This window comes from Micromonospora sp. NPDC049282, assembly GCF_043197045.1.
Lineage (GTDB): Bacteria > Actinomycetota > Actinomycetes > Mycobacteriales > Micromonosporaceae > Micromonospora.
In genome coordinates, this window is sequence record NZ_JBICSL010000009.1 from 193151 (window position 1) to 212592 (window position 19442).

Below are 19442 nucleotides of genomic sequence, written 5' to 3' on the forward strand. Positions count from 1 at the left end.
TCAGCGACCGCCGCGTGCCTTGCGGGTGGCGTTGTTGTTCGCCTTCTCGATCGCCTTCACCAGTTCCGGCTTGGTCATCCGGGAGCGGCCTCGCACGTCCAGCTTCTTCGCCACCTGCATGAGGTGGTCCTTGGTGGCGTTGGCGTCCACTCCGCCGGCGGTCGGGGCGCGTCGGGCCGGGCCGCCTCCGGCGGCCTGCTCGTCGCTGGGTCCCGTGCGGCCCTTGGCCTCCCAGTGGTCGCCGACCTTCTCGTACCGGTGCTTGACCGCGGCGAAGGCGGCGCGGTGCGCGCGCTCCCCCTCGCCGTACGTCTCGACCGCCGAGTCGTGCGTCTTCTCCCAGGTCCGCTGCGCCTTGGCCGGGGAGCGCTTCAACGTGCTGGGCATCACCTCGCGCCCGGGCATCTCGTCCACCTCCGCTCGATCGGGTGCCCCTTGTCGTTCCCGCCCGCTCCCGGGGCAAACCGACGGCCGGTTTGTCGATTTCCGCCGGGGGGTACCGCCGGGCCACGCCCCGGTGGCGCACCCGGCGCGTGGAGGAGGCGGTCATGACGGCGACGACACCACCGGCGGTCGGCGGCCCGGCGCGGCCCCGGTTCCCCCGGCGGATGCGCCAGCTCAACTGGCGCACCTGGCGGGGGGTGCTGGCGCGCAGCGGTCAGGGCTTCGTCAAGGACAACTGCGCCGACTGGGCCGCCGCGCTCACCTACTACGGGGTGCTGGCGCTCTTCCCGTCCACCATCGTGGTGGTGGCCCTGGTCGGCCTGGTCTCCGACGGCCCGCGCACGGTGGACACGGTGATCGACCTGGCCCGGGAGATCGGCGCCGGCTCGGTGGTCGGCAACGACGCGTTCGTCGGCGTGGTGCGCAACGTGGTCGAGCAGCAGGGCCCGGCGAAGGCGCTGTTGAGCTTCGGCCTGCTCGGGGCGCTCTGGTCGGCGTCCGGGTTCATCGGCGCGTTCACCCGGGCCTCCAACGCGATCTACGGGGTCGAGGAGGGCCGGCCGTTCTACCGTCTCCGCCCGTTGCAGATCGGCATGGCCGCGGTGACCCTGCTGCTGCTCGCGGTGGTGGCCACCGCGCTGATCGTCAGCGGCCCGGTCACCGACGCGGTGGGCGACCGGATCAATGCCGGCGGGCTGGCCCGGACCACCTGGTCGGTGGCGAAGTGGCCGGTGCTCGCGCTGGTCGCGATGACGCTGCTGTCGCTGCTGTTCTGGATCGCGCCGAACGTGCGGCAGCCGCGCTTCCGCTGGCTCACCCCGGGTGGCGGGCTGGCGCTGGTGGCCTGGGTGGCGGCGTCCTTCGGCTTCGGCCTCTACGTGGCCAACTTCGCCTCGTACGACGTCACCTACGGCAGCCTCGGCGCGGTCATCGCGTTCCTGGTCTGGCTCTACCTGTCCAACTGCGCGCTGATGCTCGGCGTGCAGGTCAACGCGGAGTTGCAGCGGGGCCGGGCGATGCAGGCCGGGGTCGAGGACCCGGCGGAGCCGGTGCTGCCGCCGCGCACCCCGGCGGGCTCCTGACCAGGGCGCGTCCGGTTGCGGACCGGGTGACCGCCTTGCCGGGGCGGCCCCGGTTTACCGGCGGTCACCCGGGGCATCTCTGGGGGCATGGAACGTGGCAGCAGCAAGCACTCGCCCAGGGTCGACGATCAGATGAGCAGCGAGGTCAGCGGCCTGGTCCAGGGCCCGGGTGTCGGCGGCTCCCGGGTCGACGAGTTCCGCCAGCCGGAGCCGGCCGGCGAGGACCAGCCCGAGGCCACCACGGCTCCGGCCGGCGAGCTGCGCACCGGTTCGCCGCAGGGGATGAGCTCGGAGGACGTGGAGGCGCGCAGCCGTCTCGGCCGGTTCATCACGATGACCGCCCTGCCGGGCGACCGGGACGCGCTGGTGGCCAACGCGCGGGAGAACGAGGCGCCGGCGGACATCGTCGCCGCCCTGGAGGGCCTGCCGGACGGCACCCGTTACCAGACGGTTTCCGAGGTGTGGGCCGCACTCGGGCACAGGAACGAGACGACGCGCTGGTGAGTGGACCGGCCCACGGTTCGCGAGATGACACCGGCGGAACAGGAGGAACCCCGACATGAGCGGCGTAATGGAACACGTGGACGTGGACGTCCCGATCCGGACCGCGTACGACCAGTGGACCCAGTTCGAGGAGTTCCCGCACTTCATGGAGGGCGTGCAGGAGATCCGGCAGCTCTCCGACAAGATGACGCACTGGACCGTGGAGATCGCGGGCGTGAAGCGCGAGTTCGACGCGGAGATCACCGAGCAGTTGCCGGACGAGCGGGTGGCCTGGCGTTCCACCGGGGGCACCCAGCAGGCCGGCGTGGTGACGTTCCACCGCCTCGACGAGGGGCACACCCGGGTCACCCTGCAGATGGAGTTCGAGCCGCACGGCGTGGTCGAGCAGGCCGGCGACAAGCTGGGCGTGGTAGACCGCCGGGCCAAGGGCGACCTGGAGCGGTTCAAGCAGTTCATCGAGCGGCGCGGTCAGGAGACCGGCGCCTGGCGCGGCGCCGTCGACCGGCCGACCCCCTGAGCCCCGTACCCCCGCACGAACTTCGATGGCCGCCGGTGATCCGGCGGCCATCGCGGTGTCACCGGCGGCCGTTTGCGATCATCCCGCCCGGGTACCGCAGGGGAATGACCGACAACGACAGCCACGTGTGGCGCGACGAGGACCGCACTCCCCTGCACGAGCTGGACCAGGCGATCGCCCGGTCGACCCTGGACGGCCAGGCCGACGACGCCACCGGCAACGACGCGGGCGAGGAGGCCGCGTTCGGCCACGGCCCGGAGGCGGTGGACCGGGGTGCGGGTCCGGAGGCCGAGCGCCGGGAGATGACCGACGCGGACCGGGCGTACCGGCCGTCGACCACCGGCCGGACCGGCCCGGACAGCATGTGACCACTCGGCTCCGGGCACCGGGCACGGTGCCCGGAGCCGTTCCTGTCATGCTCGGCCGAAACGACAGAAAATGCGGTACGGCCGGCCGGGAAAGCGGACAGCCCATCCAGAATCGGCCGAACGGCTGACGGCATACCCCCGGTCGCGCGTAAGACTTTCGGGATGGATCAGGGTTCCTCTTTCCTCTCCACTCGTCAGCGCCGCCTCGCCTGGCTCGGCTTCCTGCTCGCCGCCGTCCAGGCGCCGGTGGCGGCGAGGTTCAGCGACGACAGCTCCTGGCTGTTGAGCGTGGTGGTGGCGCTGATGGTCGCCACCGTGATCATCGCCGACGACGGCGCCCGTCGCCGACCGGCGCAGGCCCGCTCCTCCGACTGATCACCGCTCGGCCGGGCGCGCCTCGTGCCCCGGCCGGCCCCGGCTACGGCGTCGCTCCTTCATCTCCGCCTCGTACAGGTGCCGGCGGCCGCCGACCAGCTCGTCGCGGGCCCGCCGGTCCATCTCCCGGAAGAGCGCGTGGTAGCCGTCGTCGAACTCCTCGACGAGCTGGAAGGTCCACCGCCCGGCGATGACGTTGCGACCCAGCAGGTCACGGTCGATCCGCTCGGCGATCTCCGGGTGGCCGGCGGCGCGGAACAGCTCCACCGCCTCGTCCAACATCAGGTCGGCGTGGCCGATCAGCTGGTGCAGCTCGTAGAGGTGGCCACGGGCCCGCTCGACGCACTCCAGCGCCTCACCGAGCTTGCCCACCGCCTCGACCGTGGCGTCACTCACCCCGTCCGGCCGCCGGTGCGCCCGGTCCGGTCCGTCGACCTGTTGTGCCATCGTGTGCCTCCGCGGACTCGGCTGCGTCGTCTGCGTGGTTCCCTTCTGCCCCGCCACGGGCGGCTCAATCCCGGCGACCGACGCCGCCCGCACAGCCGGGGGATCCGGCCATCGTCCGGTCGGCCGAGACCACGCCGGTCGGCACGGGGCTAGCCTCGGTCACCATGCGCGTGCCCAACCGGATCGCGACCCGCTCCGCGGCGGTGGCCGCGCGGTCGACCCTCACCACGCTCACCACCGCCGTCGGCGCCGCCGGCCTCGCCGCGGCCGCGGCGAACCCGGGCCTGCTCGCCGCAGTCGACCAGCATGCCGCCGGCGTACGCGACAGCCTGCACGGCGACCGCCGGCCGCTGACCGTGGCGGCTCTCGCGGGATACGCCGAGGGGCTGCGCGACGCCGCGTCGGCGCACGGCTGGACCCCTCCCGCCGGCTCGGTCGACTGGTCGGCGCCGGACTGGCTGCTCACCCGACTGCTCGCGGTGTGCCTGCTGGCCCGCGCGCTCGACCCGCGCCACCTGGCCTGAGACACGGGCGCGGGGCGCCCGCGATCGCCCCGCGGACACCCCGTCACCCGTTGCCGTCAGCCGTTGGGCCGGCGGAACTGCTGCGTCTCGTCGCCCGTCTCTCCCGAGCGGTAGGTGCCCGCTCCGGACATCGACGACTGCGGATTCGCCGGTGCGGGTTGTCCGCCCCGGTCGGCCATCTGCCGGTCGTAGTCGCTGCGACCGACCTGCTGCGCCTGCCGCTGCTGCCGGAACGCCCGCGACTCCTCCGTGGCCCGTTCCAGCCAGCCGTCCCACCGGCTCTGCATCGGCTTGATCAGGCCACCGCCCACACCGACGATCAGGATTCCCGCCACCGTGGCGAGGAACGCGATCAGCACCGGCGTGGTCACCGTGGTGGCGATGCCCACCTGGTTGAGCGCGGCGATGACACCGAGCGCCAGGATGAAGAACGCCGCCACGTCGGCCAGGATCCGGCCGTACGAGAGCCCACCCAGCGCGCCGGATACCAGTTCCCGGACGGCGTTGGCGATGGCGGCCGCGATCACCACGATCACGATCGCCACGAAGGCCCGTGGCAGCCAGGACACCACCCCACGGATCAGGTCGCTGATCGCGTTGGGTCCCCACACCCCGAAGGCGAACTGCAGGGTGAACAACAGGACCGCGTAGTAGGCCAGTCTGGCCAGGATGTCGCTGGCGTCGTACTTGGTGCGTTCGAGGGCGCGTTTGATCCCGCCGCGTTCCACGGCGCGATCGAACCCGACCCGTTCCAGTACCGCGTCCACGATTTTGAGGACGGCTCGGGCGATGAGCCAACCCACCACGAGGATCGCGATGAACGCGATGGCCCTCGGTACGAAGAGCAGCACCGACCTCCAGAAGTCGGTCCAGGCCGCACTGATGTCGACCTGCCCGACCGCGAGGGTTTTCGGCATGATGTCCCTCCTGTCGCGTGAACTGCGCCGCCCGCATACCCAGTGCTCTCGGCAGCACGCGGACCGGACCGGGGCAATTTCCCGACATGACCTGCCGAACGGGCTCTGAACTGCCCTGATGTCCCCGCCGCCGGGCAGCGGACCCGGTCGCGGACGCATGATCGGAACCCGCCGGCCACGCTCCGGTTAGGCTGCGGTCATGCCAGGCACCGTCGGTCGGATTCCCACCCCGTCCGTCCCCACTCCGGTAGCGACCGCCCACCCGTGGGCCGGTACGCCGCTGGGCGACCCGCAGAGCTGGGACCCGGCGGTACGCGCGGTGGCGGACGTGGTGCTGTCCTCCCCCGTACCGATGGCTCTGCTCCTCGGCGACGACCTGGTCCTGCTCTACAACGACGGCTACGCCGAGCTGATCGGCGACCGGCACCCGGGCGCGCTGGGACGCCCGGCGGCGGAGGTGTTCGCCGAGGTGTGGCGGGAGGACGGCGCGGGCGAGGCGCTGGAGCGGGTGTACCGGCTGGGCGAGCCCTTCCTCGAGCGGGAGGCCGTGCTGCCGGCCGACCGGCAGGCCGAGCCGGCGGTGTTCACCCGCGGCCACTCCCCGGTCCGCGACTCCACCGACCGCATCGTCGGCGTGCTCACCGTCTCCGCACAGACCACCCAGCTCACCCGGCAGTTGCAGAGCCTGAGCGACTTCGCCGCGGCGCTCTCCGGCACCCTCACCCTGGACGACGTGGCCCGGGTGACGCTGCGCTACTGCCTGCACTCGTTCGACGCCGACCGGGTCTCCTTCGCCGTCGACGAGGGCACGGCGTGGCGGATGGTCCGCCGGATCCGCGGCGAGCTGCTCGACGAGGCCGACGAGCGGCTGCCCCCGCTGTGGCGCCGGATGGCCGCCGACTCGGCGCTGCCGGCGGTGGTGACGGCGCGCAGCGGCGTTCCCTCCTTCGCCACCGACGGGCAGCCGCTGCGCGACGTCGCGGTGGACCGCCACGACGAGAAGATCCGCGCGATCGCCGCGCTGCCACTGCGCTCGACCGTGGTCCGGGGCGCGCTCACCGTGGGCTATCAGGCGTCGCGTCCCTGGTCGCCGGCGGAACGGGCGTTGCTCGCCGCGTCCGCCGAGCTGGTCGGCCAGGCCGCCGAGCGGGCCCGCCGATTCGAGACCCAGCACGGCACCGCCCAGTTGCTGCAACGCAGCATGCTGCCGGAGCAGCTGCCGGACCTGCCCCGGTTGCGCATCGCCGCCCGCTACGACCCGGGTGTCGACGGCAACGCCGCCGGCGGCGACTTCTACGACGCGTTCCTGCTGCCCACCGGCGCGCTCGGCGTGGTGCTGGGCGACGTGGCCGGTCACGACGTACAGGCCGCCGCGCGGATGGGCCAGGTACGCGCCGCGCTGCGCGCGCTCGCCCTGTCCGACCCCCGGCCGGACGCGGTGCTCGGTGGCCTGGACCGGCTGGTGGCCAGCCTCGGCACCGAGGGCGGCACGCACGAGCTGTTCGTCACCGTGGTGTTCGGTGTGGTCGACGTCGACCGGGAGCGGATCACGCTGGCCAGCGCCGGCCACCCCGCGCCGCTGATCCGGCGCGGCCGGTCCGACGACGGCAACCCGACCGCGGAGTTCGTCGACGTGCCGCCCGGCCCGCCGCTGGGCCTCGGTGGCCGGACGCGCACCGTCACCGTGCCGTTCCGCCCCGGCGACACGCTGCTGCTCTACAGCGACGGCGTGGTGGAGCGGCGCTGGCAGGACCTCGCCGCGGGGCTGGCCGGGCTGGGCGCGGCGGTGAGCGCCGCGAGCGGCGGCGACCCCCGGGCGCTGTGCGCGGTCGCGACCGCCGCCGTGCCGGGCGCCACCGAGGACGACGTGGCCGTGCTGGCGGTGGAGCACGCGGTCCGGCCCAGCCGGTCGGCCGGCATGGAGGTGCCGGCCGAGCCGACCGCGCCGAGCCGGGTCCGGCACTGGATGACCGCCCAGCTCACCGAGTGGCAGGTGCCCGAGGCGGTGGTCGGCGCGGCGGTGCTCTGCACCAGCGAGCTGACCACCAACGCCCTGCTGCACGCCGGCACCGCCGCCCGGGTCGAGGTGGACCTGAGCGTCGAGCGGCTGCTCGTCTCGGTCGCCGACTCGGGCACCCGGGGGCAGGTCACCCGCGCCCAGACCGACACGCTGAGCAGCCGGGGCCGCGGGCTCGGCCTGATCGAGGAGCTCAGCGACACCTGGGGCACCGATCCGACGGTGCGTGGCTCGACGGTCTGGTTCGAGATCCGCATTCCACCGGGTGAGCCGCGAGTCGGCGGCGCCTGACCCGGGTAGGAGGCAACCATGGCCGACGACAAGCGCTACGGCGTCCTCTTCGACGTGGACGGCACCCTGGTCGACTCCACCTACCTGCACACGGTGAGCTGGTGGGAAGCGCTGCGCCAGGGCGACCACCGGGTGCCGATGGCGCGGATCCACCGGTCCATCGGCATGGGCTCGGACAAGCTCCTCGACCACCTGCTCGGCGCCGAACGGGACACCGACGCCGACGAGCGCCTGCGTGACGCGCACGACGCGCTCTACGCCGAGTACTGGGAGCGGCTCGCGCCGCTGCCCCGGGCCCGGGATCTGCTGTACGCCTGCGCGGATCGGGGCCTGCGGGTGGTGCTTGCCACCTCGGCGGCCGAGCACGAGGCGGCCGCGTTGCGGGCCGTGCTCGACGCCGAGGACGTGATCGACACCGTCACCTCCTCCGCCGACGCGCAGGAGAGCAAGCCCGCGCCGGACATCCTGGCCGCCGCGCTGGAGCAGTCCGGGCTGGCCGCCGAGCGGGTGGTCTTCGTCGGCGACTCGGTCTGGGACGTGGCCGCCGCCGGCAAGCTGGACATCCCCTGCATCGGGCTGACCTGCGGCGGCACCGGCCGGGCGGAGCTGGCGGGCGCTGGCGCGGTGGCGGTGTACGAGGACCCGGCCGAGCTGCTGGACGCGCTGTCGGAGAGCGCCATCGGATCCCTCGGCTGAGCCGCCGGTCAACCGGGCCGCGTCGAAGCGCTTAGCCGGCACCGGTTCGGGGCACTGCTGACCACCTCCGCCCGGCCCACGGGCGGCGGAAGGGTGGGGTCGTGGAACCGGTCGATGTCGCGTTCGCCTTGCTGGGCGTCGGTGCGCTGCTGGCGGGGATCCTGCCCCGGATGCTGGAGAAGCGGCCGCTGTCCATGCCGATCGCGTTCCTCGGTCTCGGCATGCTGGTCTTCGCGCTGCCGACCGGCCTGCCGATGCCGGATCCGCTGCGCTCGCCGGAGCTGACCACCCACCTGACCGAGGTCGGGGTGATCGTCGCCCTGATGGGCGCCGGTCTGAAGATCGACCGCCCGTTGAGCTGGGCCCGCTGGTCGTCCACCTGGCGACTGCTGGCCATCGCCATGCCGCTGTGCATCGCCGCGGTGGCGCTGCTCGGCTGGTGGTGGGCCGGTCTGGTGCCGGCGGCGGCGCTGCTGCTCGGCGCCGCGCTCGCCCCGACCGACCCGGTGCTCGCCTCCGACGTGCAGGTGGGCGAACCGACCGACGCGGAGGACTCGGAGGACGAGGTCCGCTTCGCGCTCACCTCGGAGGCCGGCCTGAACGACGGGCTGGCCTTCCCGTTCGTCTACGCCGCCATCGCGATCGCCAGCACCAGCCTCGCCCCGTCCGACTGGCTGGGCGAGTGGCTGGCCGTCGACGTGGTCTACAAGCTCGCCGCCGGCGTGGGCGGGGGACTCCTCGTCGGCTGGCTGCTCGGCAAGCTGTTCTTCCGGGCCCCGAACGCGCTGCGGCTGGCCAAGCACTCCGAGGGCTTCCTCGCGCTGGCCGCGACCTTCCTCGCGTACGGGCTGGTCGAGGTGATCGGCGGGTACGGCTTCCTGGCCGTCTTCGTGGCCGCCCGGGCGATCCGGTCCGCCGAGCGCACCCACGAGTTCCACTCCGTGCTGCACGACTTCGCCGAGCAGGTCGAGCGCCTGCTCACCGTGCTGTTGCTGCTGCTGTTCGGCGGCGCGGTGATCGGCGGCCTGCTCGCGCCGCTCACCTGGACGGCGGCGGTGGTCGGTCTGGCCCTGTTGCTGGTGATCCGGCCGCTGGTCGGCTGGCTGTCGCTGCGCGGTGCGCCGGGCCGGGCGTCCGAGCACTGGGTGATCTCACTGTTCGGCATCCGCGGCGTCGGGTCGTTCTACTATCTGGCCTACGCCACCAGCAAGACCGACTTCCCGCAGGCGGAGCTGTTGTGGGCCACCGTCGGCCTGGTGGTGGTGGTCTCGGTGGTGGCGCACGGGATCGCCGCGACCCCGATCATGCAGTTGCTGGACCGGGCCGGCGAGCGCACCCGGGACAGCTCGGAGGCGGGCCGGGCCGAGCACCCCGTGCCGGCGGGCACCGGATGAGCGAACGCACCGAGCGGAGCGAGGGCCGTGAGCGCATGCCCGATCGGCTGAGCGGGCCGGCGGGCTCAGCCGAGCCGCTCGGCCAGGGCACGGCCCAGGTCCCGGCCGGAGCGCCAGGCGCTCTGCACCCGGGGTCGGCCGTACGCGTCGCCGGCCAGGCCGATCCCGTCGCCGTCCAGGTGGTACGTCCCGCCCTCGCCGACCACCGTCGGCCGGGCGTACGTCCAGCGGTGCACGTGGGTCGACGCGGCCGGCTCGGGCAGGCCGAGCAGGTCCCGGACGGCCTGCTCGACCGCGGACCGCGCCCCGGTGGGTTGGAGCAGGTGCCCGGCGGCGAACTCCGGCGTGGTGTGCGCGACCAGCACCGGGGCGCCGTCGCCGCGGCGGTCGCCGTCGTCGCAGACCAGGCTCAGCACCGGGTGGTCGTTGACGAACGCGCCCCGGAAGTCGGGCCAGCGGCGGGACGGGAAGTGCAGCACCGCGGCCAGCGCGGACGACCAGCGTTGGGCCGCCACCGCGCGGGTGGCCTCGGCCAGCGCCGGGTCCAGCAGCAGGGCGGCCTGCGGGCCGGGCATGGCGAGCACCACCGCCTCGGCCGCCCGCCCGTCCACCCGGGGCCCCGGCTCGACGGTCATGACCAGCCGGTCGTGCGTCACCGCCAGCCCGGCGGCCAGATGTTCGACGAGTGAGCGCAGCCCGCGCGGTGCGGCCCAGCGCACCGGCCCGGTCACCTGTTCCCGCCCCCGCGGCCCGTACGCGACGAGCGTGTCGGTCCACTCCCGCGCCAGCCCGGCGGCCTGCCAGTCCGCCACCACGGCGGCGAAGTCCGGTTCGTCCACGGTGAAGTAGGCGGCGCCCAGGTCGGCGGGGCGGCCGTCGAAGCGCTTGCTGGCCATCCGCCCGCCGGTCACCCGGGCGCGCTCCCGCACCTCGACCGGGATGCCGGCCCGGGCCAGCTCGGTCGCGCAGGCCACCCCGGCGATCCCCGCGCCGACCACCACCACACCTGCCCGGTCCGCTGTCATCGGTCGATCGTAGGTGCCGGCCGGCATGAACCCGCCGGCACGGGGGTACTGGCACACCTGTTCGAGGAGAGGTGATGAGCATGGCCGACCGCGCCAACGACAACCGCAACGTGAACCCGGACGCCGCCGTCAAGGACCCGGACGACTGGGTGACCGGCGACGAGCCGCCGACCGCGGCACAGGAGTCCTACCTGCACACGCTGGCCCAGGAGGCGGGTGAGACGGTGCCGGACGGGTTGACCAAGGCCGAGGCGTCCCGCCGCATCGACGAGCTCCAGGCGGAGACCGGCCGGGGCCGCTAGAGGCCGTCAGCGCGGGGGCAGGCGGTGCAGCTCGACCCGGTCGAGCCGGCCCGCCGCCACCCGGGCGGTCAGGTAGGTCGCGTGCGGCTGGGCCCGCCGGTCGGTGGGCGAACCGGGGTTGAGCAGCCGCAGCCCGCCCGGCGCGACGCTGTCCCAGGGGATGTGCGAGTGCCCGAAGACCAGCAGGTCCCGATCGCCGTAGGCGGCGGCGCAGCGTTCCTCGCGGCGGGTCTTCGGGCCGGTCTCGTGCACCACCGCCACCCGCAGCCCGGCCAGCTCGACCCGGGCCACCTCGGGCAGCCGGGCACGCAGGGCGGGCCCGTCGTTGTTGCCGTACACCCCGACCAGCCGGCGGGACCGCGCCTCCAGCGCGTCCAGCAGCGCCACGTCCACCCAGTCGCCGGCGTGCAGCACCACGTCGGCCGCCTCCACCGCCGCCCACAGCGGGGCCGGCAGGTCCCGCGCCCGCTTCGGCACGTGCGTGTCCGCCATGATGACCAGCTCCACCGCGCCATCCTCCCGCACCCGGCGCGGCGGCGCCGCTCAGGCGCCCTGCCCCTGGTTCTGCATCAGGCCGCCGTCCATGAAGTAGGTCGACCCGGTCACGTAGTCGGCGTCCTCGCTGGCGAGGAAGACGGCCAGTTTCGCGATCTCGGCCGGCTCCGCGGCCCGCTTCCACGGGATGCTCTGCACCTGCTCGTGGAGGTACTTCGGGTCGTCGATCGCCTCCTGGTTGAACGGGGTGAGCACCATGCCGGGCCCGATGTTGTTCACGTTCATCCGCATCGGGGCGACCTCCAGCGCCAGGCTCTTGGCCAGCTCCAGCATGCCGCCCTTGCTGGAGTCGTAGTCCGCGCCGCCGGCCCGGGCCACCTCCTGGTGGATCGAGGTGATGTTGATGATCTTGCCGCCGCCACCGACGTCCCGGCGGTGCCGGACGAACCGCCGGCAGCAGAAGAACATGCCGTAGAGGTTGGTCCGGATGCACCGGTCCCACGTCTCGGTGTCCAGGTCGGCCACCGGGATGCCGGAGGCGTCCACGCCGGCGTCGTTCATCAGCACGTCCAGCCGGTCGAACTCGGCCAGCGCCTCGTCGAACATCGCCTCCACCTGGTGCTCGACGCTGATGTCGCCCTGCACCACCACGGCCCGCCCGCCGGCGGACTCGATCTCGCCCCGGGTGTGGTTCGCCCCGGCGTGGTCGTGCAGGTAGTGCACCACCACGTCGGCGCCCTCCCGGCCGAACTCGATGGCGGTGGCCTGGCCGATGCCCGAGTCCGAGCCGGTGATCAGGGCGGTCTTCCCCGCCAGCCGTCCGGTCATCCGGTTGCTCCCTCCGTGCGGGCCGCGCCGGTCGGCACGGCCGGTCGCTCGTGCGCGAACCGCGCCGCCGCGTCGGTGATCCGGCCGGCGGCGTTGATCAGGCCGATGTGCGAGAACGCCTGCGGGAAGTTGCCCAGCTGCTCGCCGGTGGCCTGGTCGATCTGCTCGGCATAGAGGCCGAGGTCGTTCGTGCGGGCGGCGAGCTGCTCGAACAGCCGCCGGGCCCGGTCCAGCTCGCCCGCCTCGGCCAGGCAGCCGACCAGCCAGAACGAGCAGATCACGAAGCCCGCCGGGTCGCCGTCCCAGCGGCGCAGCAGCCCGTCGCGGGACAGCCGGCGCTCGATCACGTCCACGGTGGCGCGCATCCGCGGGTCGGCGGCGGGCAGAAACCCGACCATCGGCATGATCAGCACCGAGGCGTCCAGGTCGTCGGAGTCGAACGCCCCGGTGTACGCGCCGACGCGCTCGTTCCAGCCCTGGGTGAGCACCGCCGCGCGGACCTCGTCGCGGGCGGCCGCCCAGCGGGCCACGTCGGCGGGCTGGCCGATCCGTGGTCCGAAGCGGACCGCCCGGTCCAGCGCGGTCCAGCACTGCACCTTGGACGACAGGTAGTGCCGCTCGGCGTCGCGCGCCTCCCACATCCCGGAGTCCGGCCGGTGCCAGTCGCGCACCGCCTGGTCGGCGAGCGTGTGCAGCAGGTGACACACCTCGGACGACATGGGGTCGAGGTAGTGCCGCATCAGCCACGCCGCGTCGAGCACCTCGCCCAGCACGTCGTTCTGGCGCTGCCGCCAGGCGTCGTTGCCGACCACCACCGGTCGGCTGCCGCCGTAACCGGCGAGGTGGTCGAGGTCGTGCTCGGTCAGGTCCCGCTCCCCCTCGACGCCGTACATGATCGGGGCGGGTGCGTCGCCGAGCCGGCCCATCGCCCGGGCCACCCAGGTGAACTGCCGGTCCGCCTCGTCCGGGCAGGCGGCCCGCCAGAGCGCCTGGAGGGTCAGGCTGAAGTCGCGCAGCCAGACGAACCGGTAGTCGTAGTTGCGGTCCCCGCCGAGCCGCTCCGGCAGCGCGGTGGTGGCCGCCGCGACGACCGCGCCGCTCGGCCCGTAGGTCATCCCCTGCACCACCAGCGCGCTGCGCCGGACCTGGTCCCGGTACTCGCCCAGGTAGTCGTGCAGGTCCATCCAGGAGCGCCAGCCGGCGACCGTGCCGGCCACCACGTCGGCGGCGTCGGGCAGCACCGGCGCGTCGCCGGCGTACGTCGGGGCGTACCCGAGGGTGAAGTGGTGGGCGCTGCCGGCGCGGGCGGTGAACCGCCCCGCGGCGGCGCCGTCGGCGAACGTCAGCGGCACGTCGGTGCGTAGCTCCAGCCGGCAGGCGCCGGCGGTGGCGCCGATCACCCCGTCGTGCTCGGTGAGGTAGGCGCCGACCCGCCCGTACTCGAACCGGGGCGCGTAGTGCACCCGCATCGGCACCGCGCCGTCGAGGCCCTGGACCACCCGGGCCAGCACCCGGGGTGAGCGCATGCCGATGTCGTGGCCGCGCGCGCCGGGCTCCAGCGCCAGGGCGTCGGTGACGGACACCGTCCCGGTCGCGGTGGTGAAGACGGTACGCAGCACCAGCGCCTCGTCCAGGTAGGACCGGGAGCTGGTGAAGTCGCCCTCGGGGTGGATCGCCCAGTGACCGGCGTCGTCGTCGAGCAGCCGTCCGAAGACCGACGGCCCGTCGAACCGGGCCGGGCACCACCAGTTCACCGCGCCACCGGTGTCCACCAGGGCGGCGCTCCGCCCGTCGGCGAGGAAACCGTGCTCGCTGATCCGTCCGGTCCGCACGGTGGTGCCTACCCGGCCACGGCCTCGCCATGCCTGGCGGATCGCCGCCGGCCGCGCGTTACCGCTCGCCGGCCACGGGAACGCGGCGGGTTGACGAAGGAGGATGCTCATGACCAGACCCTCGACTCCGACCGCGGCCTGGCAACCGGGCATGCCGGGCGGCGACAACCTCCCGTCCGGCCCGGGCGGTCGCCCGATGCCGCCGAGCGGGGACGGGCACGGCCCGCAGGCCGGCTCGCCGACCCTCACGATCGGCTCGTATCCGGACTATCCGTCCGCCCAGCGCGTGGTGGACTACCTGGCCGACAACCGGTTCCCGGTGGAACGGACGTCCATCATCGGCACCGACCTGACGTTGGTGGAGACCGTGCTGGGGCGGCTGAGCACCGGCCGGGCGGCCCTGCTGGGCGCCGGCACCGGCGCCTGGTTCGGCCTGTTCATCGGGTTGCTCTTCGGCATCTTCACGGCCGGCAACTGGCTGGCGGTGATCCTGGTCGGCCTGGTGATCGGCGCGATCTGGGGCGCCGTGTTCGGCGCGGTCGCGCACGCCATGAGCGGCGGGCAGCGCGACTTCACCTCGGCCAGCTCGTTGCGGGCCGGCCAGTACGCGGTCACCGTGGACGCGGAGCTGGCGGAGCAGGCCCGGCAGGTGCTGGGCCGGATGCACCTGACGCCCACCGGCGCCACCGCCCGCTGAGGCGGCCGGCGCCGACCCGGGGGAGGGTCCGGCCCGGGGCCCTCCCCCGCGCGTCAGTCGTGCCAGGCCCGCTCACCGGCGCGCAACGGCACGTCGACGCGGTTCTCCGGCGGGGCGAGCGGGCAGGCCCACCGGTCGTGGTAGGCGCAACTGGGGTCACTGCCGTCGGGTCGGGCGGGTACCAGCGCAGCCCGCTGAAGCCGGCCCGGTCGGCGGCCGGCAGCGGACTGCTCGGGTGGGTCCCGAACAGCGCCAGTCGAGCACGTCGAGATCATCCATCCCCCGACCCTAACCGGCCGATCGCTTCAAATTTCGATCGATCCTCCGACCGTGCCGTTGCGCGTGAGCGCGACCACTTGAACGAGTGTTGTTTAAATTTTAAATAGTGCTACTGTTGCGACCATGACGGAGAGCCTGGACGCGGAGCGGACGGCTTGCTGGCGCGCCTACATCGAGTCGAGCCAGCGGCTGTTCACCCAACTGGAGGACGACCTGCGCGCGGACAGCGAGCTGAGCTTCGCCGACTACCACGTGCTGGTGCTGCTCTCCGAGGCGCCCGGGCAGCGGCTGCGCATGGGCGAGCTGGCCGACCGGCTGGTGTTCTCACCGAGCCGGCTGACCTACCAGATCACCACCATGCAGAAGCGCGGCCTGGTGGCCCGGGAGTCCTGCCCGGCGGACCGGCGCGGCAGCGAGGCCGTGCTCACCGCGGCCGGCCTGCTGGCCCTGCGCGAGGCCGCGCCGCACCACAGGCGCTCCGTGCGCGCCCACCTGATCGACGATCTCGACGACGCCGAGGTCGCCTGCCTCACCCGGGTCTTCGAGCGGCTCGGCCGGCGCCTGCGCGCCGACCGGATCGCGTCGCCCGCCCCGGCCGACAAGTAAGGAGACCGCGATGCCCGCGATCACCGTCGACGACGTTCTGGTCCTGCCCCGCCTGCCGAAGCTCGACGAGTCCACCGCCTACCGCCCGGTCCGCCGGGTCACCACCGCGCCGAGCGGCTACGAGGGTGAGGGCTTCCCGGTCCGCCGCGCCTTCGCCGGGGTCTCGATGACCGATCTCGACCCGTTCATCCATCTCGACCAGATGGGCGAGGTCGACTACGCGCCCGGCGAGCCGAGGGGCACCTCGTGGCACCCGCACCGGGGCTTCGAGACGGTGACCTACATGATCGACGGGATCATGGACCACCAGGACTCCACCGGTGGCGGGGGCACCATCACCGACGGCGACACCCAGTGGATGACGGCGGGCAGCGGCCTGCTCCACATCGAGGCGCCGCCGGAGCACCTGGTCATGAGCGGCGGGCTGTTCCACGGCCTGCAGCTCTGGGTCAACCTGCCCCGGGTGGCCAAGATGAGCGCGCCGCGCTACCAGGACATCCGCGGCCGGGAGTCGGCACTACTGACCACGCCGGACGGCGGCGGCCTGATCCGGGTGATCGCCGGTGAGGTCGCCGGGCACCGGGGCCCGGGCTCGACCCACACCCCGATCACCATCGCGCACGTGACGCTGCAGCCCGGCGCGGAGCTGAGCCTGCCCTGGCGGGCGGACTTCAACGCGCTGGTCTACGTGCTGGCCGGCCGGGGCACGGTCGGCACCGACCGGCAGCCGATCCGCCTCGGTCAGCTCGCCGTGCACGGGCCCGGCGACGCGCTGCGGATCACCGCCGACCGGGCGCAGGACGGCAACACCCCGACCCTGGAGCTCTACCTCATGGGCGGACAGCCGATCCGCGAGCCGGTGGCGCACTACGGCCCGTTCGTGATGAACACCCGGGCCGAGCTGATCCAGGCGGTCGAGGACTTCCAGGCCGGCCGGCTCGGGGTCGTCCCGACCGGGCGGCTGCCGCACAGCGACGGCCAGGGCGACCGCCCCTGACCGGGTGAGGACGCTCGGGCGCTCCGGTTCGCCGGGGCGCCCGAGCGGCGGCTCAGGAGACGGCGAAGATCCCGGCCACCCCGAGGATCACCATCAACAGGACCGCCACCAGCGCCCCCCGCTCCCCCTCCACCGCCTGGTCGCGGTCGTCGGTCACGGTGTTCGTCGTCTCGGCGGGCATGTGGGTTGCCTCCTCGGCTTCGCGATCCAGGGGTCCGGCGCACCCCTGACGCGTGCGCATCGCCGCCGACCTGCTGCTTCGACATGCGGGGCCGTGCCGGGGGTCCTACCGTGTTGAGGACGTCGTCGACCTCGGGAGGTTGGAACGTGACCCTGCGGGACTGGTTCCTCACCGCACCGGAACGCGCCAACCCAGGGTCTGAGTTACCCGTCTGGGCCGACGGAAACCTCGCCGAGCCGCTCATTCACGGTGCCGCGTACTTTGACCGGCTGGTCAGCGAGGTGGAGGCGTTGCGCGCCGGCGACCACCTGTTCTTCACCGACTGGCGGGGCGACCCGGACCAGCGGATGCGCCCGGACGGCCCGACCGTGGCCCAGTTGTTCGCCCAGGCGGCCCAGCGCGGGGTGATCGTCAAAGGGCTGGTCTGGCGCTCCCACCTCGACACCCTCTCCTACAGCGAGGCGGAGAACCGCGACCTCAGCGAGACGATCCGCGCGGCCGGCGGGGAGGTGCTGCTCGACCAGCGGGTCCGGCGCGGCGGCTCGCACCACCAGAAGCTGGTGGTGCTGCGCCACCCCGAGGACCCGGGCCGCGACGTCGCGTTCGCCGGCGGCATCGACCTCTGCCACAGCCGCCGCGACGACGCCACGCACGCCGGCGACCCGCAGCCGGTGGGCATGTCCCCCCGGTACGGCCCGACCCCGCCCTGGCACGACCTGCAGCTCGCGCTGCGCGGCCCGGTCGTCGGCGCGCTCGACACCACGTTCCGTGAGCGGTGGACCGACCCGATGCCGCTGGACTCCGAGAACCCGCTGGCCTACCTGCGGGACCGGCTGCGCGGCTCGGATCTCACCCCGGACCCGTTGCCCGAGCAGCCGGCCGACCCGCCGCCGGTCGGCCCGCACCACGTGCAGGTGCTGCGCACCTATCCGGCGGTCCGCCCGCGCTACTCGTTCGCCCCGGACGGCGAGCGCACCGTGGCCCGCGGCTACACCAAGGCGGTACGCCGGGCGCGGCGGCTGATCTACCTGGAGGACCAGTACCTCTGGTCCACCGAGGTGGCCGAGCTGTTCGCCCAGGCGCTGCGCGAGCATCCGGAGATGCACCTGGTGGCGGTGGTGCCCCGGCATCCCGACGTCGACGGTCGGTTGGCGCTGCCGCCGAACATGGTGGGCCGCGAGCAGGCGCTCTCGCTCTGCCACCGGGCCGCGCCGGACCGGGTGCACGTGTTCGACGTGGAGAACCACGAGGGCACCCCGGTCTACGTGCACGCGAAGGTCTGCGTGGTGGACGACGTCTGGGCCAGCGTGGGCAGCGACAACTTCAACCGCCGTTCCTGGACCCACGACAGCGAGCTGTCCTGCGCCGTGCTCGACGACACCCGCGACGAACGGGCGCCCGCCGACCCGGCCGGGCTGGGCGACGGCGCCCGGGCCTTCGCCCGGGACCTGCGGCTGCGGCTGTGGCGCGAGCACCTGGACCGCGATCCGGACGGCACCCAGGACGACGGCCTGCTAAACCCGGCGGACGCGGTGAGGGCGATCACCGCGGCGGCGGAGGAGCTGGACCGCTGGCACACCGGCGGCCGGGTCGGTCCCCGTCCGCCGGGCCGGTTGCGGCCGCACCGGCCGGAGCGACTGCCCTGGCGTACCCGGGTCTGGGCGCTGCCGGCCTACCGGCTGGTCTACGACCCGGACGGCAGGCCGCTGCGGGCCCGGCGCGCCGGCACCTGGTGAAGCGGCGCCGGCTCGTCCAGCGGGTTCGGTCGGGCCGGGTACGCGAAGGAGACCCGCGGCGAGTAGAACCCCCAGCAGACGTGCAGCGGGTTGGCCGGGCGCAGCGCGTAGACCGGGTGCTCGGGCGCCAGGAACTCCACCGACTCCACCTCGAACGGCGAGACCGGCTCGGCCACGTACGGATAGTCGGCGACGATCAGCTCCCCGTCGCGGCGGGTGAGGTAGCGGTGATGGCCGCTGTGCGCCGCGGTGCCGGTGTGCCCCACCCGGGCGGTGACCCGGATCAGCGGTTGGCCGTCGGCCCAGGTCTCGGCGGTGAGACGCCCGCCCCGCAACTCGATCTGGGTGACGCCCTCCTGGGCCGGGGCGCCGCGCGCGGCGGCGTACTGCCGCACCCGGGTGCTGGACGCCAGGTAGTGCGTCCACCATCCGCCCGGGGTCTCCCGGTCCGGCGGCTCCATGTCCGCCAGTGAGACACCGAGGTAGGTGAGCGAGTAGGCGCCGAAGCCGGAGGTCTGCGTCTCGTCGTCGACGACGTACTGGCTGAGGAAGACCTGTCGGTCCGGGTGCGGGCGCAGGGCGGCGGGAACCAGCGCCTCGGCCGCGCCGGGGTCCGCCGGGAGCCAGCTGAACAGCAGCGTCCGGGCGTTGATGACGAGTTGCGGCGCGGCGGGATCCAGCACGGTGCCTCCGTAGACGTGTACCTACGGACGCTACGGGCAGTCTCGTCGGCGGGACAACGACAGAAAGTCGACACTGCGGCCCGACTGTCGGGTTCTTCCTTGACCGATCGGTCGACGCTCTGCGCCGACTATGCCCCGATCCGGCCCTTTCCTGCCCGCATACGCCTTAAGTACATCGTACTTTCGGCTGGATTTTTCTCGGCCG

At 73.6% G+C, this 19442-nt stretch carries 24 protein-coding genes; 14 read left to right on the forward strand and 10 right to left on the reverse strand.

Annotation, left to right across the window (positions count from 1 at the left end):
• Entirely contained in the window at positions 1-405 is a 405-nt protein-coding gene (locus ACGFI2_RS17060; RefSeq protein WP_393517450.1) for a ChaB family protein, read from the reverse strand.
• Positions 406-548: 143 nt separating this feature from the next.
• Here ACGFI2_RS17060 and ACGFI2_RS17065 point away from each other — a divergent pair, with 143 nt between their 5' ends.
• The 5 genes from ACGFI2_RS17065 to ACGFI2_RS17085 all read left to right on the forward strand — a co-directional run bounded on the left by ACGFI2_RS17065 (position 549) and on the right by ACGFI2_RS17085 (position 3290).
• On the forward strand, positions 549-1526 hold the full coding sequence (locus ACGFI2_RS17065; RefSeq protein WP_393517453.1) for a YihY/virulence factor BrkB family protein: 978 nt from the start codon (positions 549-551) through the stop codon (positions 1524-1526).
• A gap of 87 nt (positions 1527-1613) precedes the next feature.
• Positions 1614-2030 carry a DUF2795 domain-containing protein gene (locus ACGFI2_RS17070; RefSeq protein WP_393517456.1) on the forward strand — a complete coding sequence of 139 codons (417 nt, stop codon included), beginning with the start codon at positions 1614-1616 and terminating at the stop codon, positions 2028-2030.
• A 55-nt stretch (positions 2031-2085) separates the two neighbouring features.
• The gene (locus ACGFI2_RS17075; RefSeq protein WP_393517459.1) at positions 2086-2547 is read left to right on the forward strand and encodes an SRPBCC family protein; all 462 of its coding nucleotides are present in this window, start codon (positions 2086-2088) and stop codon (positions 2545-2547) included.
• A gap of 104 nt (positions 2548-2651) precedes the next feature.
• Positions 2652-2915: a hypothetical protein gene (locus tag ACGFI2_RS17080; RefSeq protein WP_269692657.1), complete on the forward strand. Its 264-nt coding sequence runs from the start codon at positions 2652-2654 to the stop codon at positions 2913-2915.
• A gap of 162 nt (positions 2916-3077) precedes the next feature.
• A complete protein-coding gene (locus ACGFI2_RS17085) occupies positions 3078-3290 on the forward strand; it encodes a hypothetical protein (RefSeq protein ID WP_393517462.1) in 213 nt (70 codons plus the stop codon).
• Here the strand turns inward: ACGFI2_RS17085 and ACGFI2_RS17090 are convergent, their stop codons facing one another.
• Positions 3291-3737 carry a hypothetical protein gene (locus tag ACGFI2_RS17090; protein ID WP_393517465.1) on the reverse strand — a complete coding sequence of 149 codons (447 nt, stop codon included), beginning with the start codon at positions 3735-3737 and terminating at the stop codon, positions 3291-3293.
• 164 nt (positions 3738-3901) lie between these two features.
• Here ACGFI2_RS17090 and ACGFI2_RS17095 point away from each other — a divergent pair, with 164 nt between their 5' ends.
• Positions 3902-4261, forward strand: a complete 360-nt coding sequence (locus tag ACGFI2_RS17095) for a DUF6401 family natural product biosynthesis protein (RefSeq protein WP_393517468.1) — start codon at positions 3902-3904, stop codon at positions 4259-4261.
• 56 nt (positions 4262-4317) lie between these two features.
• Here the strand turns inward: ACGFI2_RS17095 and ACGFI2_RS17100 are convergent, their stop codons facing one another.
• Complete coding sequence (locus ACGFI2_RS17100; protein WP_393517471.1) at positions 4318-5178, reverse strand: hypothetical protein; 861 nt, start codon at positions 5176-5178, stop codon at positions 4318-4320.
• Between the two features lie 199 nt (positions 5179-5377).
• Here ACGFI2_RS17100 and ACGFI2_RS17105 point away from each other — a divergent pair, with 199 nt between their 5' ends.
• The 3 genes from ACGFI2_RS17105 to ACGFI2_RS17115 all read left to right on the forward strand — a co-directional run bounded on the left by ACGFI2_RS17105 (position 5378) and on the right by ACGFI2_RS17115 (position 9576).
• Positions 5378-7486, forward strand: a complete 2109-nt coding sequence (locus tag ACGFI2_RS17105; RefSeq protein WP_393517474.1) for a SpoIIE family protein phosphatase — start codon at positions 5378-5380, stop codon at positions 7484-7486.
• An 18-nt stretch (positions 7487-7504) separates the two neighbouring features.
• Positions 7505-8182, forward strand: a complete 678-nt coding sequence (locus ACGFI2_RS17110; RefSeq protein ID WP_393517477.1) for an HAD family hydrolase — start codon at positions 7505-7507, stop codon at positions 8180-8182.
• A 101-nt stretch (positions 8183-8283) separates the two neighbouring features.
• Positions 8284-9576 (forward strand): cation:proton antiporter, encoded by a 1293-nt coding sequence (locus ACGFI2_RS17115; RefSeq protein ID WP_393517480.1) that lies wholly within the window; start codon positions 8284-8286, stop codon positions 9574-9576.
• A gap of 65 nt (positions 9577-9641) precedes the next feature.
• Here ACGFI2_RS17115 and ACGFI2_RS17120 read toward each other — a convergent pair whose 3' ends face one another.
• Complete coding sequence (locus ACGFI2_RS17120) at positions 9642-10601, reverse strand: NAD(P)/FAD-dependent oxidoreductase (RefSeq protein ID WP_393517483.1); 960 nt, start codon at positions 10599-10601, stop codon at positions 9642-9644.
• A gap of 80 nt (positions 10602-10681) precedes the next feature.
• Between ACGFI2_RS17120 and ACGFI2_RS17125 the strand changes: the two genes are divergently transcribed.
• Positions 10682-10903 (forward strand): DUF3072 domain-containing protein, encoded by a 222-nt coding sequence (locus tag ACGFI2_RS17125; RefSeq protein WP_393517629.1) that lies wholly within the window; start codon positions 10682-10684, stop codon positions 10901-10903.
• Positions 10904-10909: 6 nt separating this feature from the next.
• Here the strand turns inward: ACGFI2_RS17125 and ACGFI2_RS17130 are convergent, their stop codons facing one another.
• From ACGFI2_RS17130 to ACGFI2_RS17140, 3 genes are read right to left on the reverse strand one after another with little or no spacing between them, the layout of a single operon-like run.
• Positions 10910-11410: a metallophosphoesterase family protein gene (locus ACGFI2_RS17130; protein ID WP_393517486.1), complete on the reverse strand. Its 501-nt coding sequence runs from the start codon at positions 11408-11410 to the stop codon at positions 10910-10912.
• A 36-nt stretch (positions 11411-11446) separates the two neighbouring features.
• Complete coding sequence (locus tag ACGFI2_RS17135; protein ID WP_393517489.1) at positions 11447-12226, reverse strand: SDR family oxidoreductase; 780 nt, start codon at positions 12224-12226, stop codon at positions 11447-11449.
• Positions 12223-14169: a glycoside hydrolase family 15 protein gene (locus tag ACGFI2_RS17140; RefSeq protein ID WP_393517492.1), complete on the reverse strand. Its 1947-nt coding sequence runs from the start codon at positions 14167-14169 to the stop codon at positions 12223-12225. The genes ACGFI2_RS17135 and ACGFI2_RS17140 overlap by 4 nt, the downstream gene beginning before the upstream one ends.
• On the opposite strand from ACGFI2_RS17140, the gene ACGFI2_RS17145 reads away from it, so the two are divergent.
• Positions 14168-14755, forward strand: a complete 588-nt coding sequence (locus tag ACGFI2_RS17145) for a general stress protein (protein WP_393517495.1) — start codon at positions 14168-14170, stop codon at positions 14753-14755. The two genes, ACGFI2_RS17140 and ACGFI2_RS17145, sit on opposite strands and share 2 nt — an antisense overlap.
• A 53-nt stretch (positions 14756-14808) precedes the next feature.
• Here the strand turns inward: ACGFI2_RS17145 and ACGFI2_RS17150 are convergent, their stop codons facing one another.
• Entirely contained in the window at positions 14809-15030 is a 222-nt protein-coding gene (locus ACGFI2_RS17150) for a DUF1684 domain-containing protein (protein ID WP_393517498.1), read from the reverse strand.
• A gap of 127 nt (positions 15031-15157) precedes the next feature.
• Between ACGFI2_RS17150 and ACGFI2_RS17155 the strand changes: the two genes are divergently transcribed.
• Both ACGFI2_RS17155 and ACGFI2_RS17160 read left to right on the forward strand, forming a co-directional pair.
• Positions 15158-15640, forward strand: a complete 483-nt coding sequence (locus tag ACGFI2_RS17155; protein WP_393517501.1) for a MarR family winged helix-turn-helix transcriptional regulator — start codon at positions 15158-15160, stop codon at positions 15638-15640.
• Between the two features lie 10 nt (positions 15641-15650).
• Positions 15651-16637 (forward strand): pirin family protein, encoded by a 987-nt coding sequence (locus ACGFI2_RS17160; protein ID WP_393517504.1) that lies wholly within the window; start codon positions 15651-15653, stop codon positions 16635-16637.
• 52 nt (positions 16638-16689) lie between these two features.
• Here ACGFI2_RS17160 and ACGFI2_RS17165 read toward each other — a convergent pair whose 3' ends face one another.
• Positions 16690-16818, reverse strand: coding sequence for a hypothetical protein (locus ACGFI2_RS17165; RefSeq protein ID WP_255292629.1), 129 nt, complete (start codon positions 16816-16818; stop codon positions 16690-16692).
• A 146-nt stretch (positions 16819-16964) separates the two neighbouring features.
• Here ACGFI2_RS17165 and ACGFI2_RS17170 point away from each other — a divergent pair, with 146 nt between their 5' ends.
• Positions 16965-18554, forward strand: coding sequence for a phospholipase D family protein (locus tag ACGFI2_RS17170; protein ID WP_393517507.1), 1590 nt, complete (start codon positions 16965-16967; stop codon positions 18552-18554).
• Here the strand turns inward: ACGFI2_RS17170 and ACGFI2_RS17175 are convergent.
• Positions 18503-19237: a hypothetical protein gene (locus ACGFI2_RS17175; protein WP_393517510.1), complete on the reverse strand. Its 735-nt coding sequence runs from the start codon at positions 19235-19237 to the stop codon at positions 18503-18505. The genes ACGFI2_RS17170 and ACGFI2_RS17175 overlap by 52 nt on opposite strands.
• Positions 19238-19442: the final 205 nt, after the last annotated feature.

Excerpts from the sequence above, each read along its gene's own strand:
- ACGFI2_RS17060 (WP_393517450.1), bottom strand. The coding sequence starts at position 405 with ATGCCCGGGCGCGAGGTGATGCCCAGCACGTTGAAGCGCTCCCCGGCC.
- ACGFI2_RS17065 (WP_393517453.1), top strand. The coding sequence starts at position 549 with ATGACGGCGACGACACCACCGGCGGTCGGCGGCCCGGCGCGGCCCCGG.
- ACGFI2_RS17070 (WP_393517456.1), top strand. The coding sequence starts at position 1,614 with ATGGAACGTGGCAGCAGCAAGCACTCGCCCAGGGTCGACGATCAGATG.
- ACGFI2_RS17075 (WP_393517459.1), top strand. The coding sequence starts at position 2,086 with ATGAGCGGCGTAATGGAACACGTGGACGTGGACGTCCCGATCCGGACC.
- ACGFI2_RS17080 (WP_269692657.1), top strand. The coding sequence starts at position 2,652 with ATGACCGACAACGACAGCCACGTGTGGCGCGACGAGGACCGCACTCCC.
- ACGFI2_RS17085 (WP_393517462.1), top strand. The coding sequence starts at position 3,078 with ATGGATCAGGGTTCCTCTTTCCTCTCCACTCGTCAGCGCCGCCTCGCC.
- ACGFI2_RS17090 (WP_393517465.1), bottom strand. The coding sequence starts at position 3,737 with ATGGCACAACAGGTCGACGGACCGGACCGGGCGCACCGGCGGCCGGAC.
- ACGFI2_RS17095 (WP_393517468.1), top strand. The coding sequence starts at position 3,902 with ATGCGCGTGCCCAACCGGATCGCGACCCGCTCCGCGGCGGTGGCCGCG.
- ACGFI2_RS17100 (WP_393517471.1), bottom strand. The coding sequence starts at position 5,178 with ATGCCGAAAACCCTCGCGGTCGGGCAGGTCGACATCAGTGCGGCCTGG.
- ACGFI2_RS17105 (WP_393517474.1), top strand. The coding sequence starts at position 5,378 with ATGCCAGGCACCGTCGGTCGGATTCCCACCCCGTCCGTCCCCACTCCG.
- ACGFI2_RS17110 (WP_393517477.1), top strand. The coding sequence starts at position 7,505 with ATGGCCGACGACAAGCGCTACGGCGTCCTCTTCGACGTGGACGGCACC.
- ACGFI2_RS17120 (WP_393517483.1), bottom strand. The coding sequence starts at position 10,601 with ATGACAGCGGACCGGGCAGGTGTGGTGGTGGTCGGCGCGGGGATCGCC.
- ACGFI2_RS17125 (WP_393517629.1), top strand. The coding sequence starts at position 10,682 with ATGGCCGACCGCGCCAACGACAACCGCAACGTGAACCCGGACGCCGCC.
- ACGFI2_RS17135 (WP_393517489.1), bottom strand. The coding sequence starts at position 12,226 with ATGACCGGACGGCTGGCGGGGAAGACCGCCCTGATCACCGGCTCGGAC.
- ACGFI2_RS17145 (WP_393517495.1), top strand. The coding sequence starts at position 14,168 with ATGACCAGACCCTCGACTCCGACCGCGGCCTGGCAACCGGGCATGCCG.
- ACGFI2_RS17140 (WP_393517492.1), bottom strand. The coding sequence starts at position 14,169 with ATGAGCATCCTCCTTCGTCAACCCGCCGCGTTCCCGTGGCCGGCGAGC.
- ACGFI2_RS17150 (WP_393517498.1), bottom strand. The coding sequence starts at position 15,030 with ATGATCTCGACGTGCTCGACTGGCGCTGTTCGGGACCCACCCGAGCAG.
- ACGFI2_RS17155 (WP_393517501.1), top strand. The coding sequence starts at position 15,158 with ATGACGGAGAGCCTGGACGCGGAGCGGACGGCTTGCTGGCGCGCCTAC.
- ACGFI2_RS17160 (WP_393517504.1), top strand. The coding sequence starts at position 15,651 with ATGCCCGCGATCACCGTCGACGACGTTCTGGTCCTGCCCCGCCTGCCG.
- ACGFI2_RS17165 (WP_255292629.1), bottom strand. The coding sequence starts at position 16,818 with ATGCCCGCCGAGACGACGAACACCGTGACCGACGACCGCGACCAGGCG.